Origin of the sequence: Mucilaginibacter kameinonensis, from assembly GCF_003675385.1 — a bacterium.
Classification (GTDB): domain Bacteria; phylum Bacteroidota; class Bacteroidia; order Sphingobacteriales; family Sphingobacteriaceae; genus Mucilaginibacter; species Mucilaginibacter kameinonensis.
Window position 1 is genome coordinate 1026357 of the sequence record NZ_RCWZ01000003.1, and the last position, 19368, is coordinate 1045724.

The following is a 19368-nucleotide window of genomic DNA, read 5'->3' on the forward strand; positions in this document are numbered from 1 at the left end:
CATATGAAAACAAGAATTGGATTTATAGGTCTTGGCCACATGGGTATCAACATGGCCAAAAACCTGATCAACTCGGGGTACCATTTACAGGTTTACAACCGTACACTTTCAAAGATTGACGAGCTCGGTGCCGACAACGTAACTAAGTGCCTGAGCCCCGCCGAAGCAGCGGCCGACGTGCCATTTTTAATCACAATGGTGTCGGATGATGAAGTGCTGCGAGAATCGGCTGTAGGCGACGGCGGAATTTTAAAAACGCTACAGCCGAATGCTGTGCACATCTCCATGAGCACAATTTCACCCCAAACTTCTGAAGATCTTGCCAGGTTACACGAGCAGGCCGGTAGCCGATATCTTGCCGCTCCGGTGTTCGGCAGGCCCGAAGCAGCCGGTGCACGTAAGCTTTGGATCTGTGTTTCGGGCGACGAAAAAACTAAAACTGATGCCCGCCCTATCCTTGATTTATTGGGTCAGGCGGTAATAGATTTTGGCAGCTCGGCAGGTGGGGCAAACGTGGTTAAAATAGCCGGCAATTTCATGATCATGGCATCCATGGAAATGATGGCCGAAGCATTTACCCTCGCCGAAAAAAATGGGCTGAACAGAACACAGGTTTCTGAGTTTTTTGGCTCCACACTTTTCAACGCCCCCATCTTTCAAAATTACGGCAAGCTTATAGCCGGTAAACAGTATGAGCCGGTAGGCTTCAAGTCAAAATTGGGCTATAAAGACGCGCGTCTTGCATTCAAATTATCACAGACAAGCGAGATGCCTATGCCAATCGCAAACGCCGTACACGGCCGCTTATTAACCGCCGTAGCCAAAGGCTGGGGCGAGAGCGATTGGGTAGAAGGAATAGCACGCGGGGTGAGTGAAGATGCGGGATTGTAATTTGTCTTGATTTCGGATTTCGGATGTTCGATTTCGGAATTTTTGATTGAGAATTTTTGATATTAGATTTTCTAATTTAAACAAAATGCCGGATGATATATTGATCAATAAAACGATCTATATATCATCCGGCATTTTTGTGTGTAATTGAGCAAGTAAAAATCGCTTATCTGATAGCCTCATTTTAAGACTTACGAAGTTTTAAAAACTTCGTAAGTCTGTTTAACAGCATTACACCATTGTGAGGTACGAAGCAATCCCAAATTGTACACGGCGAACCTGCTTATCGGAGATTGCTTCGTACCTTACAATGACGCTTTTTTCTTACCTCTGGCAGGCCTTCTAAATCAAGCTGAATCCGAAATCGAACATCCCAGATCCGATATTACAAATAGAACACTTCGTTCTCCGTTTCTAAAAATTTCAGGTCGGGTGTATCGGCAAAAATCCCGAATACAGACGCGCCGCTTCCGCTCATGCTGGAGTAAATGGCACCGGCTTCATAAAGGGCGGCTTTGATACCTCGGATCTCCACGTGATTTTTAAACACAGTTTGCTCAAAATCATTTTTGATAAACTTTTTCCAGTCGGCTATTGGCTCGTTGATAAGATCAAATAACGACTCCTTTGCAGGAGCAGGTTGTATGCCCCTGAAAGCCTCGCCGGTTGATACGTGAACAGGTGGCATTACCAGCACTATTTTATAAGCCGACAGATCGAGTTTAATGCTCTCAAATTCGTCGCCACGCTCAAAGGCAAACACTGGTTTATTTTCGATAAAGAAAGCACAGTCGGCACCAAGACGGCGGGCGTAATCTGTCATCTCATCAACAGATAAATCAAGCTTAAATTCGTCGTTCATCAGCCTGATGAAAAAAGCAGCGTCGGACGAGCCTCCGCCCAACCCAGCGCCTATCGGGATATGTTTATGCAAGTGGATGCTAACCGGCGGCAAATCGAAATCCTGCTTCAGCATGTGGTAGCCTTTAACGCACAGGTTATCCTCCATTAGGCCGGGAATATCAAGACCAGTTGATGTAAAGCTGAGCTTGTCGCTTTTTACTACTTCAAGAGCGTCTTTAATGTCGATTGGATAAAAAATGGTTTCGAGATTATGATAACCATCCGGCCGGCGTTCGGTAATATTGAGGCCGATGTTTATTTTTGCATTCGGAAATAAAATCATACAAAGTAATTAACACGTGATGTATTTGCTAACATCCGTAGGAAACCAAAGGTAGATTATTTTTCTTTGCCCTTTGAAACTTTGGTCACTGAGTCATTAGGTCATTAAGTCATTGCCTTCTCAAAGCATTAACCTAATCAACCCAATATAGCTCAATCAACCTAATCTAACTTAAAATAAAATGAAACAGTATCTCGACCTGATGAGGCATGTGATGGAAACCGGCGCGCAAAAGCATGACAGAACCGGCACCGGTACGGTAAGTGTGTTTGGCTACCAGATGCGTTTCAACCTTAAGGATGGCTTCCCGATGGTGACCACCAAAAAGCTCCACCTCAAATCTATTATCCACGAGCTCATCTGGTTTTTGAGCGGCGACAGCAATATCCGTTACCTGAAAGAAAACGGCGTACGCATCTGGGACGAATGGGCCGACGAGAACGGCGATCTTGGCCCGGTGTACGGCAAACAGTGGCGCTCATGGCCAACACCAGATGGCGGTCATATCGACCAGATTAAACAAGTGGTAAACCAGCTTAAAAATAACCCCGACTCGCGCCGCATCATTGTATCCGCATGGAACGTTGCCGAGGTTAACCAGATGGCCCTGCCACCGTGCCATAGCTTGTTCCAGTTTTATGTAGCTCCAGCCGATACTGCAAATGGCGAAACTAAAGGAAAACTCTCCTGCCAACTATACCAAAGGAGTGCTGATATATTCCTGGGGGTACCGTTCAATATTGCATCTTATGCCCTGCTCACCATGATGATGGCACAGGTATGCGATCTTGACCTTGGCGACTTTGTACACACCTTTGGCGATGCCCATTTGTACAACAACCATATGGAGCAGGCACGCCTGCAACTAAGCCGCGATCCGCGTCCGTTGCCAACCATGAAAATCAACCCGAAGGTTAAAGATATCTTCTCGTTCAAGTTTGAAGATTTTACGCTCGAGAACTATGATCCATGGCCGCATATTAAGGCGGAAGTGGCGGTGTAAGTCGGTCATTTTCGTTACGTCATTAGGTCATTGAGTCATTTTTTTCTTGTCCTATTTTTTTGCCTATCCTGATCTTATCATGAGTAATCGAATTGAAGAACTTGACGTTTATAATCTTTCGGAAGCGTTTGCCGACAGAGTTTGGTTTTTAGTGGCTAAGTGGGAGTATTTCGCCAAAGACACCTTAGGGAAGCAAATCGTTCGCTCATCCGATTCAATAGGCGCAAACATTGCTGAAGGCTTTGGACGCTATCATTACAAGGAAAATAAAAATTTCTGCTACTTTAGCAGAGGATCGGTTATTGAAACAAAAGGCTGGCTTAAGAAAGCAAATACCAGAAGTCTAATCAGTGACGAAGATTACCAGTCATTGCTTCGGGAATTAGAAACCATCCACGTAAAACTAAACATCTACATCAAATTCATTGGAAAAGGAAACATATGAGCGGAAGTCAAAAAAATGACTCAATGACCTAACGATGCAACGCAAATGACGCGAAGCAAAATGATCCAATGACTTAATGACCACAAAGAAATGATACTAAGCATCATCGTAGCCATAGCCAAAAACCATGCTATTGGCAAAGACAATAAACTACTCTGGTACCTGCCTAACGATCTGAAACATTTCAAGGATGTTACTACCGGGCATACCGTGATCATGGGCCGCAAAACTTTTGATTCTGTTGGCAAGCCTTTGCCTAAGCGACGCAATATTGTAATTACCCGCCAAGCCATCAGTATTGAGGGTTGCGAGGTTGTGCCATCTATTGAGGCCGCTATTGAGCTTTGTAAAGCCGAGGACGAAGTTTTTATTGTTGGCGGGGCCGAGATCTACCGGCAGGCTATTCCGCTTACAAACCGCATATATCTCACCATAATAGACCAGGATTTTGAAGGGGACACATTTTTCCCGGAGTTAAATCCTGATGAGTGGCAGGAAAAAGATCGTGAAGATTTTGAGCCCGACGAAAAAAACAAGTATAAATATTCGTTTATCACACTTGAACGTCGGTAACATTTTTTGTCATCATTTTGTTTTAATTTAAAATTTTGTCCTTACGAAATTTTATTAGATTTGCTGCCTTATTAAAAAAGCTTATAAACTAATTTATTACATATTACAAATTCAATGCAAGGCAAAGGGGTTATTAAATTTTTCGCCATACTACTGGCAGTGGTGTGCTTATACCAGCTATCATTTACGTGGGTGGCCCATAAAGTTGAGAGTGATGCCAGGGAGTATTCCAAAGGAGATTCTACAAAAGAGAAAACTTACTTAGATTCGATCTCTAACCAGCCGGTATATCCGCTGTTAAAACATGACTATGCTTATGTAAAGCAAAGGGAAATTGCATTAGGTTTGGACCTTAAGGGTGGTATGAACGTTACCATGCAGATTCAGCTTGATGAACTGGTTAGGAAAATCGCCAACAACAATCCTGATGCTACTTTTAACCAGGCTTTGGCTAATGCCGATAAATTACAGGCTAACGCTCAAACCAACCAGAAAGATTACATCGCGTTATTTGTAAGCGAATACGAAAAGCTAAACCCTAACGGTAAGCTTGCCGCCATCTTTTCAACAAAAGATAACCAGGACCACCTGAAGTTTAATGCTTCAAACAGCGAGGTTAAAACTTACCTTGAGGATCTGGCTTCAACAGCGGTTAAACAATCATTTACTGTTTTGAACACCCGTATCAACCAGTTTGGTGTAACCCAGCCTAACATTCAGTTGCAACAAGGTTCAAACAGGATTTTGGTTGAGTTGCCAGGTGTTAAAGAGCCGGAGCGTGTTCGTAAATTGCTTTCAGGCTCGGCCAAATTGGAGTTTTACGAAACTTTTGACAACGCTGAGGCTTACCAATACCTGATCAACGTTGATAACCTGCTTGCAGCTAAAAGCAAAACAGCTAAAGCCGATACAGGTAAATCAGCAAAAGCTGATACTACTGCTAAACTTGCTGCCGGAAAAGCAGATACTGCTAAAGGTAGCTCGTTATTAAGCAAGGTTCAGAAAAACGCAGCTAAAAACGATACTTCAGCTGCTTCGTTAAGCAAAACAAAATTGGCTTCACAGCACCCGCTGTTTGCAGTAATGTCATTAAATGTTGGTCAGGGCGCAAATGGTCAGCAGCAATTAGGCCCAGGCCCGGTTGTTGGTTATGCTCCATTACAAGATACTGCTAAAGTTAACTCATACCTGCACAGTGCGGATGTTTTAGCGGTTATCCCACGTAACATCAAATTTTTGTGGGAAGTAAAACCGGTTAAAAACACTAAAACTTTCGCGTTATACGCTATTAAACTTACCGGTGCTGATAATGGCCCTGTACTGTCAGGCGACGTAATTAACGATGCCCGTGCTGATAACGACCAGAAAGGCAGCCCCGAGGTTGTGATGATCATGAACTCAGAAGGTGCTCAAAAATGGCGTGCCGTTACTGCCGAAGCATCATCTGGTACTAACAAAAAAGCTATCGCCATCGTATTGGACGATAACGTATACTCTGCTCCTACTGTACAAAACGAAATTTCAGGTGGTGTATCGTCAATCTCTGGTAACTTCACCATAGATGACACCCGCGACTTAGCCAACGTATTAAAAGCTGGCCGTTTACCTGCTCCTGCTCACATCGTATCTGAGTCAATTGTAGGTCCGTCATTAGGTCAGGAAGCTATTACTGCAGGTATCACTTCAAGTGTTTTAGGTTTGGTGGTAGTGTTGATCTTCATGATTGCTTACTACAACCGTGCAGGTACTGTAGCGGTAGTTGCGGTAGTTATCAACATCTTCTTCCTGATGGGTGTATTAACCAGCTTAGGCGCGGTATTAACTGTACCGGGTGTTGCAGGTATCGTATTAACCTTGGGTATTGCGGTAGATGCTAACGTATTGGTTTACGAACGTGTACGTGAAGAGCTCGGCTTAGGCAAATCATTAAGGGTTGCTGTTTCTGACGGTTTCAAACACGCTTTACCTTCAATCCTTGACTCACAGATCAGTACATTCCTTACCGGTTTAATCCTGTTTGTGTTTGGTTCAGGTCCTATCCAGGGCTTTGCAACTACTTTGATGATCGGTATCGCTACTTCATTGTTCTGTTCATTATTGATTTCAAGGGTTATATTTGAGTGGATGCTTGATAAAGGCATGGATATCAAATTCTCTAACCCATGGAGCTCACATACCTTCAAAAATGCAAACTTCGCGTTCGTAAAAAACCGCGGTAAGTTCTACATTTTCTCAGGCTTGTTCATTGCTGCAGGTTTGGTATCTATCTTCACCCGCGGCTTTACCTACGGTGTTGACTTTGAAGGAGGCCGTAACTACATCGTTAGCTTCCCTAACAAAACTGTTACTACCGAGCAGATCCACGAGGCAATTGACGCTACTTTAGGTCGTAGTACCGAGGTTAAAACCATGGGGACCGATAAATTCAGTATCACTACCAACTACCTGTTCAATGATAACTCAACTGCTGCCGACGCTAAAGTACGCGCTACATTGGTGAGCACATTAGCTACCAAAGCCGAAACCAAAATCAGCGACAGCAACATTTTAGGTGGTTCAAAAGTAAGTGCTACTATAGCCGATGAGTTAAAAACATCAGCTATCTATACCGTATTGTTCGCCATCTTCGTGATCTCCGCTTATATCCTGATCCGTTTCCGTAAATGGCAGTTCAGCTTGGGCGCGATGATCGCTACCGCTCACGATGCACTGTTGGTATTATCGTTCTTCTCATTATTCAATGGTTTCCTTCCGTTCTCATTAGATATTGACCAGGCGTTTATCGCGGCTATCCTTACAGTTATTGGTTATTCAATTAACGATACCGTGGTAGTATTTGACAGGATCCGTGAATTCCTTGAGCACTCAAACAAAAACGAAAAACCAGAAGAGGTTATCAACAAAGCCATCAACAGTACATTAAGCCGTACCATTATCACTGCTTTAACCGTGGTATTCGTATTGTTAGTATTGTTCATCTTTGGTGGTGATGTGATCAAAGGCTTCTCATTCGCGTTGTTAATTGGTGTTCTTTTCGGTACATACTCGTCGATCTGTGTGGCAACACCGGTAATCGTTGACTTTGGAAAGAAAGACCTTAAATAATATAAAGTTTAAATAACTGAAAGGCTCCAAAGTAATTTGGGGCCTTTTTTGTTATAGACCAATTGCCATAAAAAAGTATAAAAACAACCGACAGTTGGTGTTGCATATCGTAAACAATGAGGTATAATTGCACTGTACTTCTGCACGCATCAGCATTGGCGGCACGGTGATTGTGCAACACCTGCATATGGATAGCAAGTGTCTGTAAAAGAATAAATTTAAATAACAACCTGCTCATGAATACATCCAGTAATTCAAAATTTCCTTTAGTAGTGATAGTGGGCGGCGGCTTCGGCGGTCTGCAGGTAGCAAAGCAGCTAAAGGACAAACCGGTTGACGTTTTGATGCTTGATAAGCACAACTACCATACATTTCAGCCCCTGTTATACCAGGTGGCTATGGGCAGCCTCGAATCGGAGTCGATAGCTTTCTCATTAAGAAAGAATTTTGCCAGTCAGAAAAACTTCAGGTTCAGGATAGCCGAGGTAACCAGGGTTGATGCGGATAACAATATGCTCGAAACCACCATAGGCAATATAGCTTATGATTACCTGGTAATAGCAACGGGTTCAACCACTAACTTTTTTGGCAATAAAGACATTGAGCATTATGCTATGCCGATGAAATCAATCCCTGAGGCACTGAACCTACGGTATTCTATTTTGCAGAACATTGAGGAAGCCCTGCTTAAAGTAGGCAAAGCCGAGCGCGACCCGTACCTTACGTTTGTGCTGGTGGGCGCCGGGCCAACCGGTGTTGAGCTTGCCGGCTCACTGGCCGAGCTCCGTAACCACGTTTTAACCAAAGATTATCCTGAGCTTAAAAAAGAGGATATGAAGGTGTACCTGGTCGATTTTTTGCCGAAAGTACTTGGCCCTTTCTCCGAGCAGGCATCAAACGCTGCACGCACTTTCCTCTCCAATATGGGCGTTGAGGTGCTAACCGGCGTAAAGGTAGAAAGCTATAATGGCGAAGAGATCAAATTTGAAGGCGGTAAAACCATCCGTACCAAAAATGTGATCTGGAGTGCCGGGGTTATGGGGGTTGTTCCCGAAGGTTTTGATAAAGACGTTCTTGAACGTGGGAATAGAATAAAGGTAGATAGCATTGGTCGTGTAGCAGGCTTTAACAATATTTTTGCAATCGGCGACGTTGCAGCGATGATCACCGACGAAACGCCTAAAGGACACCCGGGCGTAGCACAGGTAGCGATACAGATGGGCCAGCACGTAGCCAAAAACATCATTCATATCATTAACGGCGAGCAAACATCGCCTTTTAAATACAATGACAAAGGCTCATTGGCTACTATTGGCCGTAATAAGGCAGTGGCTGATTTGGGTAAAGTAAAGTTCCAGGGATTTTTTGCATGGCTGGTGTGGATGTTTGTGCACCTGATATCGCTCTTGGGCGGCCGTAACAAAGTGATTGTATTCATTAACTGGGTATCAAGTTATGTAACCTACAACGGCGGTACAAGGCTTATAATCCGCAAATTTGAGCGCGAAGGCTTAACGGAAGATCAGCATTTGCCTAATACGGTTGATTGAGTAGGGAATTTGAAAAGATGTTCATATTTTTACTTTAACTACGCTTCATCAGAAACGTCATTGTGAGGCACGAAGCAATCGCTAGCTATGCAAGGCCGACCTGCTAATCGGGGATTATTAATAATTATAATTTGTTTTTTATAGGTATCAATTAATGAGCTCCCTCCGGTCGGTTGTCTTCGTACCTTACAGCAATGACGCTCTCTAATATTATAACAGGCGTTCATACCAAGCAAAAAAAATGGCAATCAAAATAACAGAATGCCCCCGCGATGCTATGCAGGGTATTCATGATTTTATTCCTACCGATGTAAAGGCCGAATATATCAACCTGCTTTTACAGGTGGGTTTTGATACGATTGACTTCGGCAGCTTCGTATCTCCCAAAGCTATCCCTCAGTTACAGGATACAGCAGAGGTATTAAAGAAACTCGATTTGAGTAGCACAAACTCAAAGCTATTGGCTATCATTGCCAACTACCGGGGCGCCGAAGACGCGGTTAAACATGAAGAGATCACCTATCTCGGCTATCCTTTTTCCATATCCGAAACTTTTCAGCTAAGAAATACCAACTCTACCATTGATCAGGCTTTTGAAACTGTGCAGCGGATAAATGAACTGAGCCATAAAAACGGCAAGCAATTACTGGTTTATCTTTCTATGGGTTTCGGGAACCCTTATGGCGACGAATGGAACACCGGCATCATCGAACACTGGGCCGGAAAGATGGTTGCGGAAGGCATAAAAAACATTGCCCTTGCCGACACCATAGGCATTGCAGATGCAGAACAGATCGGCAGTATTTACCCAAACCTTTGCCGTCCATTCCCCAATACTGAGTTTGGTATCCACCTTCATTCTACACCAGATACCTGGCAGCCTAAAATAGCCGCAGCCTATCAAAGCGGATGTAAAAACTTTGACACTGCACTTAAGGGTTACGGAGGCTGTCCAATGGCCAAAGATGACCTTACAGGCAATATCGCTACTGAAAACCTGATGGCTTACCTAAAAGCACAAAACGAGCCCACAGGGCTTAATATGGATAAATTCCAGGAAGCTCTGGGTTATTCGGATAGGGTGTTTGGAGATGTTTTATAAACGTGTCATTGCGAGCGAAGCGCGGCAATCGCATGCTATACAGAGCGGCTCAGTCTCCGTGCGATTGCTTCGTCGTTCCTCCTCGCAATGACATTTTTGTTGCATTACGCCGCAGCGCTCTTAGCAGCTTTAACTGCTTTAGTTTTTACCACACGGTCAAAGTTTTCCATCACCAGTACAGCTGCTCCGATCAGTTCGGCATCAAAACCAAGTTCGGATACCAGTAGTTCGGTACCGGCTGCAAGGCGCGGGATACAGTATTTATGTAATGCTTGCTGCATTGGCGCGGTTAAGATTTTGGCCACTTTAGCGCCGCGACCACTCAAAACAATGATAGCCGGGTTCATAATGTGGATAAGGATTGCAATGGCTTTCCCAATTTTATAACCCGCGTCAGAAAGCAACTCGATCGCAAACTGATCACCATTATTCGCGGCATCTAAAAGGGCATCACCTATTAATTTAGAATGATCTTCCTCGTTGTATTTCAAACTGGTTACACGGCCTTTTTTTATACCTTCAATGGCTTTACGGGCCACAACAAGTAATGAGGCCTCGGCCTCAAGGCAACCGCGTTTACCGCACTCGCAAAGGGAGCCATCTTCTGATAGCGGGATATGGCTTAGTTCGCCTGCAAAGCCGTTATGCCCGCGGAAGAGTTTGCCGTTTACAATCATCCCCAAACCAATACCCCAGCCCAGGTTTATCACCATAACTTCCTGCTGTGCTTTGGCAATACCAAACTTTTGCTCGGCAAGCGCTATAAGGCTCGAGTCGTTATCGATATAAGTAGCGATACCCGTTTTTGAAGTGAGATAGGCGGTTAAGCTTTGTCCGCCGGCATCCAGGTAAGTGTAGTTGATGCCTTCGGTGATATTTATAAATCCGGGCATACCAATACCGATGCCTGCAATTTTATCTTTAGAGATACCGCTGTGCGCGATGTAACTATTGATCTCTTCAACCAGTTTAGGTAAAGCATCCGGGTTATTGAGCAGTTTAAGCTCAAAAGTGAGCATATCGGCAACCGGATTGTTCAATAAATCAAACATCTGGATACGGGCCGTGAGCTGATCAAGCGCGATAGCCAAAATATGCATAGCACTTGATTTTACAGAGTACATTAACGGCCGGCGTCCGCCGCTTGACGGGGCATAACCCTGCTCAACCACAAAGCCCTCGTGCATTAATTCATTTATAGCTTTAGCTATAGAAGGGATACTTTTATCAAATAACTCACTTAATCCAGCACACGACATGGCCTTATTAAAATAAAGCCTTTTAATGATCATATTTTTTAACTGGCTGCCTTTTACCCCTTTAGTCGTAACTTCCATTAACAAAATTTATAGTTTGGTTTATAACAGGCCAAGCCCCTTAGTGTATTGCATTTATAAAATTATAAATAAAGTAATAAAGTACAACTGTATTTATTACAGTATTAACCTGCTGTTAGTACATGGACACTATTAATGTACTTTTTGCCTACAAGGCACAAAAATATCTATAATATCCGTGTACGATAACAATCTGTAAAGGTTTTGGTTAAAAATTAGCTATTCAAAGCCAATTACATCAATTTAAAGTTAAAATCTGCTACGGCAACAGCCAAAACCGCCATCCGTTCCAATATTCGTCATATTGAGGTCTGAAACTCCGTAACTGGAGCGATAAAGGTAAGCCGTATGAAAAAGCAAAAGCATCATACATTTGCCCTTCGCTGAAGTTTACAACGCCTTTAGTTTTTAAATTGTATACTTTGTATCCCGAATCTACCGCCATAGAAAGGTTATCCCCTTTCAAGGCAAATGCTTTTACATGGATCTGTTCATTTTTGCCTTTAGGCGTAAAAGATGCAAACTGATTATCTCCTACCATTGTTTCGCCATACCCCAACGGAATACGCGGACTGTCGCCAAGACCGTGATCGCCATAATAGGTGAATGAAAAAACGATGAGTAAAAGGGCGACAACAGTATAAACTTTAAATACTTTTGACCATTTAAAACCGGTATACTTTTTCCGGGCTTTCAGAATCAGTACCCATAAAAACCAAACGATGGGCGCATAAATAAGGGCAAGTAGATATGATTTGAGTACTACAAATAAAAAGTGAAACAGTGCCGTCATAAGGTGGTTTAATTTTTTTCAATTTGCATAAACACCCAGCGTTGCCCTTCAAGATCGGCAGCACGATAACGGGTACCCGGAAAACCATATTCAAGCTCGCTTAGTATGATCGCGCCTTTGCTTTTCGCGATATTATAATGAGCCACAACCTCATCTACATAAACTAAAACGCCGTTTATAATGTAAGGTACTGTGCTCCATTTGGCAGCAATCTCGCAACTTTGAGCATGACGCGCCGGCCCCTGATAATGAGGCGAGGGCTCGGCCAGCATCACCAAACTATCGCCCATTTTTAGCTCACCGTGAGCAAGGCGACCGGCGTCATCCGTCATCCGCATGTTTTCGGTAAACCCAAATACATCACATAACCAGTCCATAGCCGCAAGGCCATCTTCATAGGCAAGCATCGGAATTATTTGCTGGTTATTGCTCATCGGTTTACCACTGGTTGTTATCTGCAACTAAGGTAAACTATTGAAACATAATTATCAAAGCAGCTTATTTTTCTTCCAGCTGTTTTTTAAGCCTGGCTATTTCGTACTCCAATTTAAGCACATATTCGTTTTGCGGGGCGAAAGCTTCTTTGATCTCTTCAACAGTGTAACGTGGTGTAATATGCTGCGGACAATTCCAATCGAACGCTTTTACATCAAAAATAAGCATCCGTTCGGCGGTGTGTTTATATTCTGACGGATCAATCAAATCAAACAATTCGGGATTATCGGCAAGTTCAACAATCCGGGCGTCGGCGTAGATTTTGAGCCTTGTTTTATGCGGATAATCCATCAAAAACAAAGATACCTGCGGGTGCGCCATCACATTGCCAACAGAAATATATTGCTTGTTCCCTCTAAAATCAACCACGCCGAGGGTATGATCATTAATCACCTTGATAAACCCTGCGGGCCCTCCCCTGTGCTGAATATACGGGTAACCGTTTTCGCCTATGCTGGACATGTAAAAACTATCCCGGCTTTCAATAAACATTTGTTCGGCCTCGGTAATCCCTTCCTTATCGGCCAGCATATTTTCCATACGAGCGTAAGCCGGGCGGCTGCCATATTTTTCCTGGAGTTTTTTTACCCCATCGGTAAATGCAAAACGTGCAAAGTTCATGATATAGGTTTTTTATAAAAATAAACAGTTATGCCCGCCTTACAGAAGCAAGGCGGGCATAAAAGCGTAAACTAAATTATAAATCGACAATTATTTGACTTCCGGGATAGCTGGCCAGTCAACTGGAACCTGGGTTAAGGCGTATACATAGTTGGTGATGGTTTTATCACCAACGGCCACAACTACGTCAATCAGGTTGGCTTGTGTATAACCGGCAGCATAAAAGTTTTCAACCACTTGATGATCGGCATGACCCTTATTTTCGGTAATTGATTTAGCTACTTTAACCAAAGCGTCAATTTTAGGGTCAAATGAAGCTGAACCGCCACGGATCTCAAGGATCTGGTCATCAGTAAAACCATTCATTTTAGCGATGGCTGTGTGAGCAGCAGAACAGTAAGCACAATCATTTACCTGGCTTACTATAAGGTTTACGGCTTCTTTTTCTTTAGCGCGTAATGATGTTTTACCGTTTGAAAGTGTTATATAGCTAGCAAGCGCATGGTCTGAAGTTGCAAAAACTGCAAACAGGTTTGGCACGCGGCCCACTACTTTGGTTAATGTATCAAATATGGCCTGATTTTCTGGAGTTACTTGTTCTCTTGTTGGAATTGCGAAAGTTTTCATTTTATGTTGTGTTAATATTTGTTGTTTTGAATTAACACTACAAAGGTGGCGACTTTAGCAGCCCTGCGGAATGGGCAAATTTCCCGGCTTCTTGTAATTATTTCCCTTCGGCAACGAAAAGCTTGTTATTTCTGAAATCGGTAGGTGAAAAGGAGGTATGTTTTTTGAAGAAATTACTGAAATAAGCCGCATCATCAAAACCAAGTTCATAGGTAATTTCCTTTGCCGATTTATCGGTGTAGTATAATAACCGTTTAGCTTCAATGATAAGCCGCTCCTGTATTACCTGCAAAGGTGTTTTATGGTTATACAAAGCGAAAAGGTTTGACAGCGTTTTAGGCGATTTATTTAACTGCTGTGCATAATAGGCCACCGAATGCTGCTGGCGGTAATTATTCTCAACCATTAAATTAAACTTGCGGATAGTGCCAAATTTCTCATCGGCTGTTGCTTCACTTTGCCCCCGGTGGGCCTTGGCCAGCCGGGTTACAATAATAATGAGGCGTTTCAGTAGCATCCGGAGCATATCTATCTGGATGTTGTCGGCCGTTTCAAACTCTTCAATAAAAATATCGAGCAGGCGCTGCAACTTAAACTGCATGGTTTCATCAAGGCTTACAAATACTTGCTCAGCGCTGCCATAAAACAGGAACCCCACACAGCTTACCTCTTCATCATGGTCAACAATGCAATAAAAATCGCGATTAAACTGCCAGGCCACAATATCCTCGGGCCGTTCAAAACGGAAGGACTGGTTAACCATTAAAGGCAAAATGGTATTGGGCAAAAAATCATAATCCACCTCATCAATGGTAACGGTTTGCTTTTCGCCCCTGTTCCAGGCTATGGTAAGGTATTTATGCTGACGATCCCGCGTGTAAAACATTCTGTCGAAATGTTTTTCATTGATAAGCAACAGCAGATCGCCGCCTGTAGATTGTTCTGTAACCGATAGTTTCATTTTTTGCGTGATGACAAAGATAACAGGATTACCTTCATCCGTACTTTGTCAGTATCTAAAAAGTCTTGTACAGAATCAGGTTATTGTTGTATCTATCAACTTTAATAAATGTTCTCAATTTCTTGTTATAATCAATTTCCAGTTTGTTATTATTCAGCCACTTCAACTTTATAGCATTTGTATCAAGTGCAATGCCCACGTGCGCATTATCGGCCGTAAAAATGTTTCCAACTTCAGTATCACCCAATATTTCGTCTCCATCTTTTATAGAAATCTGCATAGAATCGCCGGAAGTGGTATTTCCTCCTTTTAAAAATAAAATGGCCTGCTGATTTTTTGCAGGATTAAATACAGTTAAAATAGCTGTACTTGGCCCGGGCCCAAAAAGTTGAAAACATCCTGAAAATACTAAAGCGATCAGCGATAGTATCAACATTCTTTTTTTTAATATCATATATAATTCAATATCCTGTTAACAACTGCTTAACACACTTCATCAAACATTCATTCAAAAAAAAGAAATTGCACTCCAATTGCTTTTTAATACTTAAAAGCGACTACCCTACTAATTTAAGAATGACGGTTACCCAATTCCTCGACCAGCATCAGGATGCTGTGCAAGTTGCTTTGTATGCTTTAATCATATGCTCATTATGGCTGATGGAAGTTTGTTTTTCATCAGGTATTTCGGTAAAAAAACGCTGGCAGCATAACAAAACCAATCTGATGTTTATTTTTACCGCTCTCCCTATTCAGCTATTACTTACAACCATTGTTTTAATCATAGTAGGCTGGACCAATGCACATCATTGGGGGCTGGTTAATTATATACCGGGTCATCACAACAAATGGGTTTACTACATCAGTCTTTTCATGCTGCTTGACCTGTGCGAGTACATTTACCACGTAGTAATGCACAAGATAGATCCACTTTGGAAATTCCACCTCGTACATCACAGCGATCAACATGTTGATGTATCGACAACCGTTCGTGAACATCCAGGCGAAACCTGTGTGCGCACCTGCTGCTTAATGCTTTGGGTGTTTATTTGCGGTCCGGCTGTAAGTGTTTTGGTATTAAGACAAACCTTTCAATCTATTTTTAACATATTGGCCCATACCGAATTCAGGTTACCGCAACGTGTTAACAAAATTGTTGGTTTGGTATTTATAACACCTAACCTGCACCACGTACACCACCATTATCAACTACCCCACACCGACCGCAATTACGGCGACGTACTAAGCATCTGGGACAGGCTTTTTGGCACTTTTGGCGAACTGGAACAGGAAAACACCCGCTTTGGTATTGATACCCACATGGATAAAAACGTTACCGGCAGGTTTGCAAATATTCTTAAAATACCTTTTCAGAAATTGGAAAGACCGAAAGGACATCAGAACTAAAAATCAAAGGTGCCAGAGGTACATAACACCAAAGTTGTGTACCTCTGGCACACCAAAAATCTGTTATCTTATTTCTACAGACCTTTTGCACCTCTGGTGCGGCCTTTTATCTCTTACTGTAACACATCGGAACTTACCCCACGTCCTCTCCAAAATCCTCCATTACACCAAAATATTCTTCCCAGTCCGGGTCGTCAATAACGGTGATGTTGATGGGGAGTTCATCAAACTCGGATAAGGCATCGTTTAACCTGTCGCCTGCAACTTCTATATCTGTGGTATACCAGGCCCACCACCGTTCGTTTTCGCCGGTGAACACAAAGGCAAGGATACTTTGATGGTCATCCTCAAGCAGATCCACCAATGCATCTTCTACCTGTTCCATTAAAAGCATTTCATCTGCAGGGGGTAATAGTGAGGGATCAAACGTATCATACCTCCAGGTCACGTCCATGCGCTGAAAGTAAGCGCCACTTTCAAAAAAATTTGTGAGATTGGGTCTGTAACGTACCAACAGCGGAATATCCTCATCGGATACAGCCTCTACCGATACCCAGGTATCATCTAAGATCATAGGTTTAATTTTACGCTGAAGTTATGAAAAATAGCGCTATAAGCATAAAAAAAGAGCAATTTGAATTATAATCAAATTGCTCTTTTTCATTAACGTTGATGATTTATTTTGCTTGTATTTATTCTACCTCAAACTCTTTTTTCAGTTTAATATCAACTGATGAGCTTCCTATCATAACTTCAAACTTGCCGGGTTCAACTGTCCAGTTCATGTTTTTGTCCAGCAGTGCCAGGTCATCAGGATGAAGGGTGAACTGTACCGTTTTCTTTTCGCCAGGGTTAAGGGTTACACGGTCAAAGCCACGCAGGTCGTACTCATAAGTGGTAACACTGCTCACTTCGTCTTTCAGATAAAGCTGCACCACATCATCGCCTTTGCGTTGACCGGTATTGGTTACATCAACACTTACCTGTACAAGTCCCTGGGAGTTTCCTTTTTCGGGTGATACCTGCAGATTGCTATACTCAAACGTGGTATAGCTTAACCCATAGCCATAAGGATATAGAGCACCTTTTACACTGGTTTTACCCCAACTGTTTTGCCCGCCCTGTTCGGCCTGTGATGATGGCTTGAAAGGGAAGTTATATTCCAGTTGTCCGGTTGTTTTAGGGAATGTGATCGGCAGCCTTCCTCCCGGATTGTTATCGCCAAACAGGGTTTCGGCAATTACCTGCCCGCTTTGTACGCTCGGGAACCAGGCCTCTAAAATGGCTGGCACATATTTGTTTTCCCAATTGATGGTTAGCGGTTGCCCGTTAATCATAACCATTACTACAGGTTTACCTGTAGCTTGTAAAGCCTGGATCAGCTTCAGCTGCCTGCCCGGCAGGTTTAAGCCTGTACGTGATAAACTCTCGCCTACACGGTCAACATCCTCACCTACCACAGCTATTACAATATCCGACTGCTTAGCCTGTGCCACTGCCGAATCAATGCCGGCCTGCTCCTGAGCGGTTAATGGTGTTTCGATGATCTCACTTTCTGGCCAGGTGGCATCAATCATATCGCAGCCTTTAACATAGCTTACTTTAGCATCATTGCCGACGTAATTTTTAACCCCGTCAAACACAGTAGTGACCGGGTTGTGTGACGGGCCGTACCTGCTTACAGCGTAATTGGTTTCCTTAGCCAGCGGACCGGTAATTAGAATATTAGGATATTTCTTTTTGTCCAACGGTAACAAGTTGTTAGCGTTTTTAAGCAATACCATCGATTCGCGGTTCATTTTAAGGCTCATCGCCTTATCAGCTTCGGTGTGTACTATTTTATCAGCAGCTTTAGGGTCTTTAACGTAAGGACTATCAAATAAACCTAACCTGAATTTCACTTTCAACACCTCGCCAACACGGGTATCAATGATCTTCATCGAGATGCGGTTCTCTTTAATCAGCTCGCGCAAAGGCATGATAAATGTTTGCGGCATGGTGAAGTTGGTACGCACGTTAAGGCCTGCTTCAACAGCTTGTCTTACAGCCTCCTTATAATCGGTCGCCACATGGTGTTTAGAGTAAAGAAACTCAACAGCCTCACTATCGCTCACTACATAGCCATTAAAACCAAATTGCTGACGTAAAAGCTGGGTAAGAAAATAGTAGCTACCGGTAATTGGCACGCCATCCCAATCGTTGTAACTGCTCATTACACCCATTGGATGTGCTTCCTGGATTACCCTACGGAAGGGGTATAAATACAACTGATGCATTTCCCGTGGGGCCACGTGCGGATCGGTACGGGCACTCCCATCGCGGCCGCCTTTAGGTACGCTATATACAGCAAAGTGTTTAAGCGTTGAAGCTACGCCACCTTCCTGGATCCCCAATACCATTTGCTTGCCCATTTCGGCAATATGAAATGGATCTTCACCATAACATTCAACCACGCGGCCCCAGCGCTGATCACGGGCTGGGTCAAGTATCGGCGCGTAAACGTTGGTATATCCCAAAGCTTTAGCTTCGCGGCCAACCGTTTTACCGGCCTCATAAACCAGCTCTTTATCAAAGGTACTGCCTATTGAAATTGGCGCAGGCAACGGTGTGGCCCGGTCATGATTAAGACCGTGGATCCCTTCGTTGGTAAAGTCAACAGGGATGCCTAAACGGGTTTCTTCAACAAACCATTTTTGAATGGTATTAATGGCCGACGCGTGCTTGCTGAACGGATATGAATACTGCGTAGGCGCATCATCGGTATGCGATGTAAGGTTGTTCAGTTCTTCATCAATATTGGCTATACCATCTTTCCAAACTTCGTTTTTCCAGCTGGGCACCGGCATTTCATCTTTCAATACGCGTTTGTACCCGTAAAGAGTAGCCATCTGGCAGGTTTTCTCTTCAACGGTCATCTGGCTTACCAGGTCGGCCACGCGTTTGTCAATGGGTTGGGATGGATCTTCAAACACGTCCATCTTGCCGTTTTTGTTAAAATCTATCCAGCCTTTGTGGTAGATGTTTTTTTCCTGTGCCGATGCACTGAGGCTAAAGCTAAGAGATAAAGCGGATGCCACGAAAACCCGGGGCAGGCAGTATTTATTTCTCATGAGGTTGTTTTAGGGTTGGTTTTTCCAAATATATAGCTTTAGGCTTAACCTGCGCGGTTATAGCCATGCCTTGGACGGGATATTTTAACTATATCGTTTGAGTTGACAGCGTTTAATCAACCACTTGCATTATTCAGAAACTTTCTGTTACTTTTATGCTTT

18 protein-coding genes are annotated in these 19368 nt (G+C 43.3%); 8 read left to right on the forward strand and 10 right to left on the reverse strand.

Annotated elements, in window-relative coordinates; translation table 11 throughout:
• Nucleotides 1-3 precede the first annotated feature (3 nt).
• Nucleotides 4-891 carry an NAD(P)-dependent oxidoreductase gene (locus EAH55_RS17440; RefSeq protein WP_121810753.1) on the forward strand — a complete coding sequence of 296 codons (888 nt, stop codon included), beginning with the start codon at nt 4-6 and terminating at the stop codon, nt 889-891.
• A 385-nt stretch (nt 892-1276) separates the two neighbouring features.
• On the opposite strand, the gene ispE is transcribed toward EAH55_RS17440, so the two are convergent.
• Complete coding sequence (gene ispE, locus EAH55_RS17445; protein ID WP_121810754.1) at nt 1277-2077, reverse strand: 4-(cytidine 5'-diphospho)-2-C-methyl-D-erythritol kinase; 801 nt, start codon at nt 2075-2077, stop codon at nt 1277-1279.
• 181 nt (nt 2078-2258) lie between these two features.
• On the opposite strand from ispE, the gene EAH55_RS17450 reads away from it, so the two are divergent.
• From EAH55_RS17450 to EAH55_RS17480, 6 genes are all read left to right on the forward strand, one after another.
• Nucleotides 2259-3080, forward strand: a complete 822-nt coding sequence (locus EAH55_RS17450; protein ID WP_121810755.1) for a thymidylate synthase — start codon at nt 2259-2261, stop codon at nt 3078-3080.
• Nucleotides 3081-3159: 79 nt separating this feature from the next.
• Nucleotides 3160-3525 carry a four helix bundle protein gene (locus tag EAH55_RS17455; RefSeq protein WP_121810756.1) on the forward strand — a complete coding sequence of 122 codons (366 nt, stop codon included), beginning with the start codon at nt 3160-3162 and terminating at the stop codon, nt 3523-3525.
• A 90-nt stretch (nt 3526-3615) separates the two neighbouring features.
• Nucleotides 3616-4098 carry a dihydrofolate reductase gene (locus tag EAH55_RS17460; protein WP_121810757.1) on the forward strand — a complete coding sequence of 161 codons (483 nt, stop codon included), beginning with the start codon at nt 3616-3618 and terminating at the stop codon, nt 4096-4098.
• 114 nt (nt 4099-4212) lie between these two features.
• The gene (gene secDF / locus EAH55_RS17465; RefSeq protein WP_121810758.1) at nt 4213-7203 is read left to right on the forward strand and encodes a protein translocase subunit SecDF; all 2991 of its coding nucleotides are present in this window, start codon (nt 4213-4215) and stop codon (nt 7201-7203) included.
• Nucleotides 7204-7439: 236 nt separating this feature from the next.
• Nucleotides 7440-8753: an NAD(P)/FAD-dependent oxidoreductase gene (locus EAH55_RS17475; RefSeq protein ID WP_121810760.1), complete on the forward strand. Its 1314-nt coding sequence runs from the start codon at nt 7440-7442 to the stop codon at nt 8751-8753.
• Nucleotides 8754-8994: 241 nt separating this feature from the next.
• Nucleotides 8995-9855 carry a hydroxymethylglutaryl-CoA lyase gene (locus EAH55_RS17480; RefSeq protein WP_121810761.1) on the forward strand — a complete coding sequence of 287 codons (861 nt, stop codon included), beginning with the start codon at nt 8995-8997 and terminating at the stop codon, nt 9853-9855.
• A gap of 104 nt (nt 9856-9959) precedes the next feature.
• Here the strand turns inward: EAH55_RS17480 and EAH55_RS17485 are convergent, their stop codons facing one another.
• The 7 genes from EAH55_RS17485 to EAH55_RS17515 all read right to left on the reverse strand — a co-directional run bounded on the left by EAH55_RS17485 (nt 9960) and on the right by EAH55_RS17515 (nt 15125).
• A complete protein-coding gene (locus tag EAH55_RS17485) occupies nt 9960-11192 on the reverse strand; it encodes an ROK family protein (RefSeq protein WP_112574103.1) in 1233 nt (410 codons plus the stop codon).
• 259 nt (nt 11193-11451) lie between these two features.
• Complete coding sequence (locus EAH55_RS17490) at nt 11452-11985, reverse strand: hypothetical protein (protein WP_121810762.1); 534 nt, start codon at nt 11983-11985, stop codon at nt 11452-11454.
• Between the two features lie 8 nt (nt 11986-11993).
• Nucleotides 11994-12419 carry a VOC family protein gene (locus EAH55_RS17495; RefSeq protein WP_121810763.1) on the reverse strand — a complete coding sequence of 142 codons (426 nt, stop codon included), beginning with the start codon at nt 12417-12419 and terminating at the stop codon, nt 11994-11996.
• Between the two features lie 64 nt (nt 12420-12483).
• Entirely contained in the window at nt 12484-13101 is a 618-nt protein-coding gene (locus EAH55_RS17500; protein ID WP_121810764.1) for a pyridoxamine 5'-phosphate oxidase family protein, read from the reverse strand.
• 90 nt (nt 13102-13191) lie between these two features.
• Complete coding sequence (locus EAH55_RS17505; RefSeq protein ID WP_121810765.1) at nt 13192-13728, reverse strand: carboxymuconolactone decarboxylase family protein; 537 nt, start codon at nt 13726-13728, stop codon at nt 13192-13194.
• Nucleotides 13729-13825: 97 nt separating this feature from the next.
• The gene (locus tag EAH55_RS17510) at nt 13826-14689 is read right to left on the reverse strand and encodes a helix-turn-helix domain-containing protein (protein WP_121810766.1); all 864 of its coding nucleotides are present in this window, start codon (nt 14687-14689) and stop codon (nt 13826-13828) included.
• Between the two features lie 55 nt (nt 14690-14744).
• Complete coding sequence (locus EAH55_RS17515; RefSeq protein ID WP_162996924.1) at nt 14745-15125, reverse strand: hypothetical protein; 381 nt, start codon at nt 15123-15125, stop codon at nt 14745-14747.
• 140 nt (nt 15126-15265) lie between these two features.
• Between EAH55_RS17515 and EAH55_RS17520 the strand changes: the two genes are divergently transcribed.
• A complete protein-coding gene (locus EAH55_RS17520; RefSeq protein WP_121810768.1) occupies nt 15266-16096 on the forward strand; it encodes a sterol desaturase family protein in 831 nt (276 codons plus the stop codon).
• Between the two features lie 133 nt (nt 16097-16229).
• Here the strand turns inward: EAH55_RS17520 and EAH55_RS17525 are convergent, their stop codons facing one another.
• On the reverse strand, nt 16230-16670 hold the full coding sequence (locus EAH55_RS17525) for a DUF695 domain-containing protein (RefSeq protein WP_112574110.1): 441 nt from the start codon (nt 16668-16670) through the stop codon (nt 16230-16232).
• 118 nt (nt 16671-16788) lie between these two features.
• Complete coding sequence (locus EAH55_RS17530) at nt 16789-19206, reverse strand: glycoside hydrolase family 3 N-terminal domain-containing protein (RefSeq protein WP_121810769.1); 2418 nt, start codon at nt 19204-19206, stop codon at nt 16789-16791.
• Nucleotides 19207-19368 lie beyond the last annotated feature (162 nt).

Excerpts from the sequence above, each read along its gene's own strand:
- EAH55_RS17505 (WP_121810765.1), bottom strand. The coding sequence starts at position 13,728 with ATGAAAACTTTCGCAATTCCAACAAGAGAACAAGTAACTCCAGAAAAT.
- EAH55_RS17525 (WP_112574110.1), bottom strand. The coding sequence starts at position 16,670 with ATGATCTTAGATGATACCTGGGTATCGGTAGAGGCTGTATCCGATGAG.
- EAH55_RS17485 (WP_112574103.1), bottom strand. The coding sequence starts at position 11,192 with ATGGAAGTTACGACTAAAGGGGTAAAAGGCAGCCAGTTAAAAAATATG.
- EAH55_RS17490 (WP_121810762.1), bottom strand. The coding sequence starts at position 11,985 with ATGACGGCACTGTTTCACTTTTTATTTGTAGTACTCAAATCATATCTA.
- EAH55_RS17515 (WP_162996924.1), bottom strand. The coding sequence starts at position 15,125 with ATGTTGATACTATCGCTGATCGCTTTAGTATTTTCAGGATGTTTTCAA.
- EAH55_RS17495 (WP_121810763.1), bottom strand. The coding sequence starts at position 12,419 with ATGAGCAATAACCAGCAAATAATTCCGATGCTTGCCTATGAAGATGGC.
- EAH55_RS17450 (WP_121810755.1), top strand. The coding sequence starts at position 2,259 with ATGAAACAGTATCTCGACCTGATGAGGCATGTGATGGAAACCGGCGCG.
- secDF (WP_121810758.1), top strand. The coding sequence starts at position 4,213 with ATGCAAGGCAAAGGGGTTATTAAATTTTTCGCCATACTACTGGCAGTG.
- EAH55_RS17475 (WP_121810760.1), top strand. The coding sequence starts at position 7,440 with ATGAATACATCCAGTAATTCAAAATTTCCTTTAGTAGTGATAGTGGGC.
- EAH55_RS17520 (WP_121810768.1), top strand. The coding sequence starts at position 15,266 with ATGACGGTTACCCAATTCCTCGACCAGCATCAGGATGCTGTGCAAGTT.
- EAH55_RS17460 (WP_121810757.1), top strand. The coding sequence starts at position 3,616 with ATGATACTAAGCATCATCGTAGCCATAGCCAAAAACCATGCTATTGGC.
- EAH55_RS17480 (WP_121810761.1), top strand. The coding sequence starts at position 8,995 with ATGGCAATCAAAATAACAGAATGCCCCCGCGATGCTATGCAGGGTATT.
- EAH55_RS17440 (WP_121810753.1), top strand. The coding sequence starts at position 4 with ATGAAAACAAGAATTGGATTTATAGGTCTTGGCCACATGGGTATCAAC.
- EAH55_RS17455 (WP_121810756.1), top strand. The coding sequence starts at position 3,160 with ATGAGTAATCGAATTGAAGAACTTGACGTTTATAATCTTTCGGAAGCG.
- EAH55_RS17510 (WP_121810766.1), bottom strand. The coding sequence starts at position 14,689 with ATGAAACTATCGGTTACAGAACAATCTACAGGCGGCGATCTGCTGTTG.
- ispE (WP_121810754.1), bottom strand. The coding sequence starts at position 2,077 with ATGATTTTATTTCCGAATGCAAAAATAAACATCGGCCTCAATATTACC.
- EAH55_RS17530 (WP_121810769.1), bottom strand. The coding sequence starts at position 19,206 with ATGAGAAATAAATACTGCCTGCCCCGGGTTTTCGTGGCATCCGCTTTA.
- EAH55_RS17500 (WP_121810764.1), bottom strand. The coding sequence starts at position 13,101 with ATGAACTTTGCACGTTTTGCATTTACCGATGGGGTAAAAAAACTCCAG.